Below are 11587 nucleotides of genomic sequence, written 5' to 3' on the forward strand. Positions count from 1 at the left end.
ACTCCGCCTCGAACCACCTGCCGCCTGCGCTGTTTGAGCAGCAAGCGGCCTAATGCTCCTACAGAGCGGTTCAAAAAAACTGAACCACAACACCGAAGGCTGCGATCTTTTGATCTTGCTTCTATTATTGGTGATTGCTAAACCGCTTTGGAGTCAGCAATCTGAACCGACATTCGAGCCCCGACATTCCGATGCCTTCAGGAGCCCAGCATGCCTGCAACCGTTCTGGTACTGGTTGAAACGATTAACGACTATCTGCCGATCCTCGAACATCAAGGCTTCCACCTGATTCTCGCGCCCACTCCCGCCGAGCGTGCCCAGGCCATCGCCAGTCATGGCGGACAGATCGACGCCGTGCTGACTCGCGGACCATTGGGGCTGTACGCCGACGAAATCGCCGCGTTGCCGAACCTGAAAATCATCTGCGTGATCGGTGCCGGTTACGAGCATGTCGATCTGCAAGCCGCCAGCGACCGGGACATTACCGTCACCAATGGCGCCGGCGTAAACGCCTCGTCGGTGGCCGATCATGCGATGGCCTTGTTGCTGTCGTTGGTGCGTGACATCCCTCGGTGCGACGCGGCAGTGCGACGCGGTGAATGGCCGAAAATCATGCGCCCGTCACTGGCGGGCAAACGCCTGGGCATTCTAGGGCTGGGCGCCGTCGGCAGGGCCATCGCCAAACGCGCCGGCAATGGCTTCGACATGACGGTGAGCTACCACAGCCGCCAATTGCTCAGCGACGTACCCTACGACTTTTGCTCGACACCCACCGAGCTGGCTCGGGCCTCTGACTTTCTGATCGTGTGCACGCCCGGCGGCATCGGCACACAACACTTGATCAACAAACAGGTGCTGGATGCACTGGGCCCCCACGGTTATATCGTCAACATTGCCCGAGCCAGCGTGGTTGCCACCAGCGATCTGATTGCCGCGCTTGAACAGCGGCGAATCGCCGGTGCCGCGCTCGATGTATTCGATGCAGAGCCTCAGGTGCCGGATGCGCTCAAGGCATTGAGCAACGTGATCCTCACGCCTCACGTGGCCGGCCTGTCACCGGAAGCAACCCGGGGCACCGTTGAGCTGGTCGGGCAGAACCTGATGGCGTTTTTCTCCAACCGCCCGGTATTGACGCCTGTGGCGTTGCCCCCGCCACTCTGAGAGGAGATGGCAGACTCTAGAGAACCCCTAATAACGTCCAGAGTCGACGCGACTCCGCGTCAGCCGATATCAACTCGCCAAGCAGTTCGCTCAACGGTTTATTGCCCCACTCCACGCCACGCCTGATCAAGTAAGGCACCGGACTGTGGGGCTCGGTTCGCGCCAGGTATTCGGCAATCAGCAACAGTTGCCGATAAGCCTCCTCGCGACTCACCGGCTCGCGCATTGCCTGCGCAGCCGCAGGCTCCAGAGTGTTTGGCGCCTGGACCTGCGGTGGCTCAACCGAGGCTGGGGCGGGCTGACGTGGATGCATGGCGATGAACTCCTGAACGAGCGTCAACAGCGCCTCGATGATGCCCTGCAACGATTTGTAGCCTGGCGCCTGACTGCCCAGGTAGGCATCACTCCAGTCTTCGAGCCGTTGCAGATGCTGCAAACTCAGCAACAGACTGCCTTGGCTACGCAACCAGAATGACAGCGGTGTCGCACGAATCTGTTCGGTGAGTTTTTTCTGCTCGTTGCGAGCGGCTTCAGCAGAGGTTTTCGCCGCCTTGGTGTCATTGACCATCACCTGTTGCACCTGCAAGCGTCGCCAGTCATCCAGGCAATAGCCCGCAAATTCGCTGGTGCGAGTGTCGAACAGCGGCACCTGGGTGAGCAGGATTTCGCTGTAGCGTCGCGCCAGCCATTCGAGAGGGATGACCCGCCACGACTGGTCGCCCTCCTCAGCCTGAGGATGCAGTTGCTCGGGGTAGCGTTCACATAAACCCGCCACCAGCGCCAGGCTGCCCGGCAACCCTTCCAGGCCGTCCAGATGCAACCAGGCCTCGCCGAGCCAGGCACTGAGCATCAAGTCCTTGCTGCGCTCCAGCAGCAAGCGGGTGGCAAGTTTTGCCTGTTCCGGCCATTGGGCACGCTTGATCGACGACTGCCAGACCCCCGTCGGCAAGCTGGTATCGTCTTCGCGGCGCAGCTCGCGCAACTGATCGAATTCAGGCTCATAGCGCAGGTCCTGACCACAGGGCGTTTCGTCGCTGATCGGTTCGATCAATTGTGCGATCAACTCCGGCAGCGGCGATGAAAATGATGAAGGCGACGGCAGACTCACAAGCCCTCCTCGTTCGTCACGATGGCCGCCGTCGAACCCGTCGACATGAAGGGTGAACGTGGAGCGCGAGTCGGTAACGGTTGAATGGACAATGGCAGTTTCGATCCTTGAGTCATCCATGACAGGCGCATGAACATTTGTGTGGGTTCCTCAATGCTGGTACTCGCGGTGACCGGCAAGCGCAAAGTCAGCGGAAAATCCGTGTAGTCCATGCTTGGCTGGCGCTGAATCGACTGGTGCGAGCGCATCAGACGCAGCAACGACCAAGGGCCGCCGTACTCCCAGCCAGCCTCCAGATCCCGGATGACCAGATTCGGTTGCAACGGGTCGTTGACCGGCCGCTGGGGACCATTCCTGGCCCAGCGCAAGGTCAACCTGACGGGTTGGCCGACCATCCAGCGCAGGTTCTGTTGTGCCTCACCGGGATAGCTGATCTGTTGATTGCCGGCATTCAAGCCCCAGGCAATGACCTGATCGGCGCCTCGCTCTTCCTCGCGATCAGTGCGCCAACGCACGTCCATCTCCACCCCCAGAATGCCGCTTTTGTCACGCACAAACAGCGGCCCGAGCCAGGTGCTGGCCTGTTTCAAACGGTTGAGAAAATCCTCCGCGGCCAAGCGCTCCGGCGTCTGGCTGAGCAACAACCCGGCTTGCGCCACCGGCAGGCGTTTGTCGATCAACTCCAGCAAATGCTGGACCCGCGCCGGGTCGGCATCGGTGGCCTGAATGCCATTGGCGAACGGAAAGCGCCCGGCCAGGTACTGATTGAAGTAATTGGCCAGGTCGTTCCACGCAGCCGAGGCCTGTTGCTGTCGCAGCGACTGGCAGCGTTGCATCGCGGTTTGCTGCAGCTCCTGGGCCCTCAGGGCAAGCGTCCCACGGCCGCCGGAAAGGTTGGCGGTTTGCAGGATCTGTGCACAGGACCCGGCATCCATTTCAATAAAATCCCGGCTCACCAACTGTTCGATCTGTGCCGGAGAACTGGCGGGATTCTGTTCCTTGTACTTGAGCAGTTCATCATTCAAGGCACTGAACTGTACAACCCGTTCGTAATCGAGCCCTGACAGATTTTGCTGCTGGACCTTCAGCCACTCCAGCGCCGGGGTGCGTTGTTCGGTAATACTCAACATGGTGTTGAACTGCTGCTTGAGGCTCAGCTTCAGATCCTGCACATCGCTGGCGCCGTACAGCTGCAAACCCAGGTTCTTTGAACCGTCCCACTGAGCAATACTGGTTCTCTCGCTGAACACCGGCTGGGCGCCTATTTCGTTCAGACCACTCGCCACCTCGGCCAACGCCCGGCGGTTAAGCGCGTTCTGCAAGCGGGTGGCCAGGTCACTGCGCCGGACCTCGATAAAGGCTTTCTGCAACGCCACGGCCTGCGAGGCCTGCACATTGAACCCGACGCCTTGCTGCGCCTGACCGCCCTGCTCCTCCAGGCTGAGCCACATGGCCTTGGCCGCCGCCCCTTCCGCCGCCTGGAGCAGCGCGCTCCGGTAAGCCGGCGGGATACGTGGCAACTCTTCGCTGGCATAGCTTTTGTAACTGGCGAAGTAATTCAACGCACTGTTGAGACCATCATTGTCAGCACTCTGACTCTGTGAAGCACTGAGGTTGGAGTCATCCTGACGCAGCGCGATGGCCACGAAATCACGCTTGAACAAAGCCTGTACGGCGTTGTTCAGCTGGCTGACATGCTCCTGCAATACCAGTTGTCCGCTGCCTTGCTGAACCAGCAAATTGCCACGCGAGCCGGCCTGAGCAATCCATTGATCACGAAAACTCTGCTGCAATTTCGAAGCCTGCATGTCCAACTGTTGCTCCAGTTGCGGCCCGAGCAAAGTGCTTTGGCGCACTTTATCCATCAGCTCGCGGTAGCCCGGCACCAGGTCCTGGCCCTTGCCCCGTCCCCACGCCGAGTTGGTCAAGCCAATCAACGCTTGCAGGTCGTCAATCAGCGCCCTTAGGTCCTCGAGTTCGCTGAGGGAATTTCCACTGCCGGACTCCAGACGCTCCAGGTGCAACTTGAGATAGCCGGCCTGACGCACGAAGTTGTCAGCCAGAAAGTACTGGTCCAGCCAGCGCTCCATCAGACCTTCAAAATTCGTCGCGATGGTCGAGCGTTCGGTGCTCAGGTCCAGCGCTTTCAAACCGCTGGTGTCGGAATTGAGCAGCACCCGGTTATAGAAGGCCGCACGACGCAATGTGCCGACGTTGAGATTCAGCGACAACGCGTTATTGCTGAGCAGCACCAGGTCATCGAGTGGGGTCCGGGGATTGTTCAACGCCTGATTGAACCACTGGTTTTGTTGCTCAAGACGCACCGCGCGCTCCACCAGTTCCTTGGCCTTGACGTAATTTTGCCATTGCGCCGGGTCCTCGCTTTCCACGTTCAGTCGCCGCTCGGTATTGCGGATCGCCTTGAGTTGCGCCAGGTCCGACACCAGCAACTCTTGCAGCGGCACCAGCAACTGCCGCTGGGCGGTGAGCCGCAGTTCGTCTTCCATCTGTGTATCCAGCGATGAAAACCAGGACGTGGGAAAGACCACCGAGGTGAAACTCCAGCGTGGGGCCTTTTCCAGTACCCGCCAGAAACTCTCGACGTTGCGTCGCGTCGGTTCCAGCCGATGGGCTTCGTCCGTGACCGCGACATAGTTTTTCTGCGCGCCTTGCAACAAGCGCGACAACTCATGGGCATCCTTGACCGAATCGTGCCAGACCCAAACCATACCGATAGCCCAGACCAACCCGACCACCAGTGCAACCATGCCGGTCACCCGTTGCCAGCGTTGGCGCAGCCGCAAAAGACGCGGTACGACCTGAGCCACGCCACGTTCGGCGACAATCCGTCGCTGCCACAACCGCCGCGCAAAAGCGCTCTGCTGCAACACCGTGTCATAGGCAGAGAAGCTGTCCCCGGTACTCTCTGGCGCTTGATTGGCGGTGAAGTAAATCCCGCGAAAACGCGGAGCCTCGCCTTGTGCATTACCCTGAAAGACCGGCTCAAGCAGGGTTTGCAATGTGCGACGCAGCGCTTCGAAGCGGTCCGGCAAGGCAAACAACTCACTGCTTAAATGCCCGGACAAGGCACCGATCTCGATGATCGACTCAGACAGTGCCCGGTTCACCTGATCCAGCGCCTGATCACTCCATTGCGATTGCCAGACCGCCTCAGGCGAATACGGCGACGACCACCCCAATGCACGTTCCCGCGCCTCGGCCGGCAACGTGCCAATCAACTCCTGAAAGCCCGGCAGCTCCTCCATCCCGGTGATGACCACGTACACCGGCAGGCTCAGACCGAAACGCTGTAACAGATCAATGAAGCGCCGCCGGGCCGCCAGACCGAGGCTGGCCGCCTGCTCCGGATCGCTCAGCTGACTGACCGGCACGGTCCAGATCACCGCGTCCAGCGGCCGCTTGCTGCGCAGGCGCACGATCAAACCCAGCAGACGCCACCAGCCGCCCCGTTGCAGGTTCAAGCCTTCATCAGGCAGGAACAACGCCTGCGGCACCACCAGCACCGCGCCCTCGGGGTCCGACCACCAGCGCCCGAACCAGGCCGGTTTGTCGGTGGGCTGCAAACGCCATTGGGAGCACAGTTGGGTGCCTTGAGCTTCGTTGCCGAGCATCAGCAGCCAGGGAATCTGATAGCGATCCTGGGTCCCTTGCTCCTGCTCCATGTGCCGGACCGACAGATAGAAACTGCGAATCGCGGCACCGCTCTGGGTGCGTAACCACCAGACCGCGACCAGCAATACCGCCAGCAGCAACAGCACCGCAACGATGGTCAAGACAATACCCAGGGTACTCATGAGTCTTGCTCCTGGGCCGCTGCCGTTTCGGAAAGGTGCATGACCGGTTCAAGCTCCTGACGAATGTCACGCCAGAACATCTGCCCCAACCCTGTCATCAACAGCAGGACGCCGAGGATCGCCAGGCCCAGACGAAAACCGTCGGGTAGTGACAGACGCATGGGCAACTGCACGGGAGCGACCGCCGAAGGCTGCTCCAGCCTGGCGCTGACATCGGCGTAATCGGGCTCGTGTTGCCAGGCGAAGGCGAACAATGCCAAGCGCCATTTTTCATGCTGGACCTGATTCTGCTCGCCGCGTAGACGCCCTTCAAAACCCAGGACCAGGCATTGCAGGTACACATTGGCCAGATCCCGGGTAGCCGGCACCTGATCGTCGAGCAATTGCTTGATCGCCAGCGGCAGCCGTTCACCCGCCTGACGGCTGGCGTACATCCGCGACTCCAGCGGTTTGTCCTGCCAGGCAAGCTGGCCAGGCCAGGGAGTAAACAACAGCGTCTCGTCGATCAGCGCGACAAACGCATACACCACTGCGGTCACCTGTTCGGTGGCCGCATCACCGACTTTGGCGAACGCCGTTCGCCACAAGCGCTGGGTAATCTGTGTAGAAAATTCGACGACGGCCTCGACCAGCGCCTCATCGTCACTGTCTTTGGACAGTTCGTTCCAGGCCTGCGACCACTCTTGCCAGGCCTGACGAAAAGCACTGCTCAGCGGCGCTTCGTGGAGGCCTCGCGCACCGCTGCCGACGTTCCCTTCAGGCATTTGACTCCCCTTCCCTGATCAAGTGTTTTCATTGGCTTGAGCGACAAACAACACCACTTGCCACGGGCTGCTCGCCAGCTGCGATGCCGGCGCGACAATCTGCAACGGCAGTTGCCCGTCGAACCATTGCCCCTGGGCGGTGACCACAAACAATCGGGTGTCGTCGCCCACGCTGTAGGCCACCTGCTCGTTGCGATTCATGGCTTCATGCGCCAGACCACTCATGCGCTGTCGACCGAGCAAGGCAATGTGCGGCGCAGAGGCGATGATCGCCCGCCTCAACCATTCACTCGCAGACTGCTCGCTTGCGCCGTTGGGCATGCGCAAGCCAATCACCAGACGCTGGCTCGGTTGATCGTCGGGCAACTGGATCGAAAAGAGGTGTTCGTTGCGTTCGAACGGCAGGCTGCGATAGCCGGCGCGAATCAATTCGAGGGTGTTTTCCAGCCAGTCGAGTACGCTCTCGTAGCCACGCTGCAACTCGAGAAAATCCAGCGCCGCAAAGGCCGGCACACCCGCCAGTGGATCAAGCGCCGACCATGTGCCGGCCAACCCGAGCAACAGGCCATACAGCGCTTGAGGTGTCGCCAGCCGGCTGCTCAACAAGCCCTCGACCTCCGGCAGACGTGCCCAGAGTGCCGTCAGTTGGCGACGAATTTCTGCCGCGTCATCCTGATTTCCGGCCTGCTGCGCCTGGCGCAAGCGACCGGCCAGAAACATGCATTTCTCCCGGGCCCGGGCACAAAGACCTGCGACCCGACGCCCCAATACCGACTCCGGCAGCAGGCACGGCGTCGGCGCTGTATAGGGCAGTTGCAAAAAGCCGCCGCCTTCCTTGCGAATGCGCAGCAATGGTACACAGATCGAGTCAGCCTTGTTCAGCTGTGTGCACAAACGCGGATTGGGTCGCCACACCGTGATCGACTCGGGGTACTCGCCGCTGGTGAGGTCGGGCAACGCATCACCGACCACCGATTGCAGCCGCCCTTTGAGTGGCAGTAACTGCCCCGCTCGCCACAGTGGGCTGACTGCCAGGTACACCGTCACGGTGGCGTTGTCCGTTGCATTGACCGCTTCGCTGACATCGAGCTCCAGCATCGACCCCACACCGGCCTGCAGATTTACCGGCAAACCATCCGGCAACGTCGCCTGCAACGCGAGCAGCCGAACATGCCCGGCGCTGAGTGCCGAGGGGTCGATGTCGAGATGGGTGACACCCCAGAACCAGGGGTTGCAAGCCTTGGCAAAATGCGCGACCAACGCTTCGGCGCGCAGCCCTTGCAACTGAAAATGCTGGGGCAGCAATTGCATGCCCTCGTGCCAGCAAACCGCGTCAGGTAGCAAACTCATACGATTCCCTTCGACGTCGAATGTCGCCGCGCGTGCCAGCGGCCTGGCGATCTGTTCAGTGCGGATCAGTGCGGATTGTCGCTGACCAGTGTCATCTCGCGACTGTCGAACTTCAGCCAGGCCTTGCGCTGATCGTCCAGTCGAAGTCGGTGCGCTCCGGGTGTGTTATAGCTCGCGAAGATCAAAAGTCCAGCGGCGCGCTGGCCCCCCAGGGGAAAGGGTTGCTGATCCATGAACTGCCCGGGAACCAGCTCCAGCCCCCAGACGGTCATCATCTGTCGGTAGTCGCGCTGAAACTGTTCGCGCTCGCTGAACCATTGCCGAGCCGTCATGGCCGACAGCTGTTTGAGCAGGTCGGGATCATTCACCGCAACAAAATCCACGGCAATCGGGGTGTCGTCATTGGCATGGGCGGCGACGTCCAGGGTCAGACTATCGAGATCGACTCGCGGCCCAAACAACGAACAGCCTGCGAGCAACAGGAACAAGAGAGGACTAAAAAAACTTACGCGCACAATGAATTTTCCTTTTCTCATGACGGTCAAAAATTGTTTTTGCTTGCTTTTTTATAGACCTGTTCTAGCGTCTTGGGTAGTTCGGTCAGCACGACGAACGTGGAAGGTTCGTCAAGGGAATGACAGGTCCCACTGCCTCCCTTTCTAACCTACGGTTCAGCAAGGGAATGCGATGAGCGGGCCTCCCGAAGCATTGCTCCCACCCAATGCATCGGAGTCCGCCACCATGGCCGAAAGTACTCAGCACAAGCTCGACAGGGTCCGTCCGCCCCGCGTTCAAATCACCTATGACGTTGAAATAGGTAACGCCATCGAGAAGAAAGAATTGCCTCTGGTGGTCGGCATTCTTGCCGACCTTTCCGGCAAACCTCTGGAACCCCTGCCCAAGTTGAATGAACGGCGGTTCACCGAGATCGATCGGGACAACTTCAACGAAGTGCTCGCCTCGATCGCCCCGCGCGCCACCTTGCAGGTCAACAACACTCTCAGCGGCGACGACAGCAAGCTCAACATCGAGCTCAAGTTCGGTCATATCGATGATTTCGACCCGGTCAAAGTGGTCGAGCAAGTGACGCCGTTGCGGCGCCTGTTCGAAGCACGCCAGCGTCTGCGTGACCTGCTGACCAAACTCGACGGCAACGATGACCTGGACAAACTGCTGCGCGATGTCATCGCCAACACCGAAGGCCTGCAAGAGATCAAGTCGGCCCGGCCGGAAGCGGCCCCTGCATCTGCACCTGTCGGCGATGCCGACGCGGCGCCGGAAGCACAAGCCTGATCGTTTATCCATTTAGGGAGAAATTGCCATGCCCGCCTCATCCAGCGCCCAGGCCCAAGCCAGCGAGAGTAGTGTGAACGAGACCTTGTCTCTGCTTGACCGAATCATCGCCGAAGGGCGAATGGCCCACGACGACAGTCAGCAGGATTACGCCCGCGACATGCTCGCGGAGTTCGCCACCCAGGTCCTTGACGAAGGCATGGCCGTCGACAAGGACACCGTGGCGATGATCAATGACCGCATCAGCCAGATCGACAAGCTGATCAGCGCCCAGCTCAACGAAGTCCTGCATCACCCCGATCTACAGAAACTCGAAGCGTCCTGGCGTGGTTTGCACCTGCTGGTGCAGAACACCGAAACCAGTTCCCGACTGAAACTGCGCTTGCTCAACGTGACCCAGAAAGAGCTGCAGAACGATCTGGAAAAAGCCGTCGAGTTCGACCAGAGCGCGCTGTTCAAAAAGATCTACGAAGAAGAATACGGGACCTTTGGTGGTCACCCGTTCAGCCTGCTGGTCGGTGACTACACCTTCGGCCGGCATCCGCAGGACATCGGTCTGCTGGAGAAACTCTCGAACGTCGCCGCCGCAGCCCATGCCCCGTTCATTGCCGCTGCCAGCCCGCGACTGTTCGACATGAACAGTTTCACCGAGCTCGCGGTGCCGCGTGACCTGTCGAAAGTCTTCGAGAGCCAGGAGCTGATCAAGTGGCGCTCCTTCCGCGAAAGCGAAGACTCACGTTACGTGTCGCTGGTGCTCCCGCACTTCCTGCTGCGCCTGCCTTACGGTCCGGAAACCTTGCCGGTGGAAGGTATCAACTACGTCGAAGACGTCAACGGCAGCGACCACAGCAAATACCTCTGGGGCAATGCGGCCTGGGCCTTGTCGCAAAGGATCACCGAGGCCTTCGCCAAGTACGGTTGGTGCGCGGCGATTCGCGGTGCTGAAGGCGGTGGCGCAGTCGAAGGACTGCCAGCCCACACGTTCCGTACCACCTCGGGCGATCTGTCGCTCAAATGTCCGACCGAAGTGGCGATCACCGACCGTCGTGAGAAAGAGCTCAACGACCTCGGCTTCATCGCCTTGTGCCACAAGAAAAACAGCGACGTGGCGGTGTTCTTCGGTGGCCAGACCACCAACAAGTCCAAGCTCTACAACACCAATGAGGCGAACGCCAACGCACGAATCTCGGCCATGCTGCCTTACGTGCTCGCAGCGTCCCGCTTCGCGCATTACCTGAAGGTCATCATGCGCGACAAGGTCGGCAGCTTCATGACCCGCGACAACGTGCAGACCTACCTCAACAACTGGATCGCCGACTACGTGCTGATCAACGACAACGCCCCACAGGAAATCAAGGCGCAGTACCCGCTACGTGAGGCCCGAGTGGACGTCTCGGAAGTCGCCGGCAAACCGGGCGTCTATCGAGCCACGGTGTTTTTGCGGCCGCACTTCCAGCTCGAAGAGCTGACGGCCTCGATCCGCCTGGTCGCCACCCTGCCGCCATCGGTAGCAGCCTGACCTGCCTCCCGCCGGCCTGGCCGGCGGGTTCTCCTTCGTTTATCTAGCGCGACTACTTTCAGGAGTTTCATGCGATGGATGCAATCATTCTCGACCTCGGCGGCGACATCAAAGGCGACAGCCTGCTCGAAGGTTACAAGGACAAGATCGAAGTCATGTCCTACAGCCACAACGTGGCAATGCAGGTGACCAACGACGTCAGCAACTCGGAGCGTACCTCCGGCAAGCCGCACATCGGCGAGTTCACGCTGACCAAGTTCGTCGACAGCTCGACGCCGTCTCTCAACGAGTACTGCTGCGCCGGCAAACCGATCCCGGAAGCCAAGATCACCATCGGGCGCAACGCGGCCGAAGGCAGCGGCCAATTGATGCCCTTCATCATTTACACCCTGACAAACGTGGTGCTGTCCAACGTCAGTGTCAGCGGTGGCACGGGCGGTAAACCGGTGGAAACCCTCTCGCTGAACTTCACCAAGATCAAGTGGGAACTGACCGCCCAGAAAGACGATGGCACCAAGGAAGGCACGGCCGCTTCGACCTGGGACCTGGCCGCGAACAAGCTGATCAAGGGCTGACG

At 60.2% G+C, this 11587-nt stretch carries 9 protein-coding genes; 4 read left to right on the forward strand and 5 right to left on the reverse strand.

The window, feature by feature from the left end; genetic code table 11:
* Window positions 1–210: 210 nt before the first annotated feature.
* Window positions 211–1161, forward strand: a complete 951-nt coding sequence (locus tag ACIPIN_RS05410) for a 2-hydroxyacid dehydrogenase (RefSeq protein ID WP_401116312.1) — start codon at window positions 211–213, stop codon at window positions 1159–1161.
* A 16-nt stretch (window positions 1162–1177) separates the two neighbouring features.
* On the opposite strand, the gene tssA is transcribed toward ACIPIN_RS05410, so the two are convergent.
* The 5 genes from tssA to ACIPIN_RS05435 all read right to left on the reverse strand — a co-directional run bounded on the left by tssA (window position 1178) and on the right by ACIPIN_RS05435 (window position 8734).
* Window positions 1178–2269 carry a type VI secretion system protein TssA gene (tssA, locus tag ACIPIN_RS05415; RefSeq protein ID WP_401116314.1) on the reverse strand — a complete coding sequence of 364 codons (1092 nt, stop codon included), beginning with the start codon at window positions 2267–2269 and terminating at the stop codon, window positions 1178–1180.
* Window positions 2266–6084 carry a type VI secretion system protein gene (locus ACIPIN_RS05420; protein WP_401116317.1) on the reverse strand — a complete coding sequence of 1273 codons (3819 nt, stop codon included), beginning with the start codon at window positions 6082–6084 and terminating at the stop codon, window positions 2266–2268. Before ACIPIN_RS05420 ends, tssA begins: the two co-directional genes overlap by 4 nt.
* Window positions 6081–6848 (reverse strand): DotU family type IV/VI secretion system protein, encoded by a 768-nt coding sequence (locus ACIPIN_RS05425; protein ID WP_401116320.1) that lies wholly within the window; start codon window positions 6846–6848, stop codon window positions 6081–6083. The genes ACIPIN_RS05420 and ACIPIN_RS05425 overlap by 4 nt, the downstream gene beginning before the upstream one ends.
* Before the next feature lie 18 nt (window positions 6849–6866).
* Window positions 6867–8198 (reverse strand): type VI secretion system baseplate subunit TssK, encoded by a 1332-nt coding sequence (gene tssK / locus ACIPIN_RS05430; RefSeq protein WP_401116323.1) that lies wholly within the window; start codon window positions 8196–8198, stop codon window positions 6867–6869.
* A 65-nt stretch (window positions 8199–8263) separates the two neighbouring features.
* On the reverse strand, window positions 8264–8734 hold the full coding sequence (locus tag ACIPIN_RS05435; RefSeq protein ID WP_401116326.1) for a type VI secretion protein: 471 nt from the start codon (window positions 8732–8734) through the stop codon (window positions 8264–8266).
* 205 nt (window positions 8735–8939) lie between these two features.
* Between ACIPIN_RS05435 and tssB the strand changes: the two genes are divergently transcribed.
* The 3 genes from tssB to ACIPIN_RS05450 all read left to right on the forward strand — a co-directional run bounded on the left by tssB (window position 8940) and on the right by ACIPIN_RS05450 (window position 11585).
* Window positions 8940–9491, forward strand: a complete 552-nt coding sequence (gene tssB, locus ACIPIN_RS05440; protein ID WP_401116329.1) for a type VI secretion system contractile sheath small subunit — start codon at window positions 8940–8942, stop codon at window positions 9489–9491.
* A 28-nt stretch (window positions 9492–9519) separates the two neighbouring features.
* A complete protein-coding gene (tssC, locus tag ACIPIN_RS05445) occupies window positions 9520–11010 on the forward strand; it encodes a type VI secretion system contractile sheath large subunit (protein WP_401116332.1) in 1491 nt (496 codons plus the stop codon).
* Window positions 11011–11084: 74 nt separating this feature from the next.
* Window positions 11085–11585 carry an Hcp family type VI secretion system effector gene (locus ACIPIN_RS05450; RefSeq protein ID WP_019690979.1) on the forward strand — a complete coding sequence of 167 codons (501 nt, stop codon included), beginning with the start codon at window positions 11085–11087 and terminating at the stop codon, window positions 11583–11585.
* The last annotated feature ends 2 nt before the right edge of the window (window positions 11586–11587 follow it).

Origin of the sequence: Pseudomonas sp. NPDC087697, from assembly GCF_044743155.1 — a bacterium.
Classification (GTDB): domain Bacteria; phylum Pseudomonadota; class Gammaproteobacteria; order Pseudomonadales; family Pseudomonadaceae; genus Aquipseudomonas.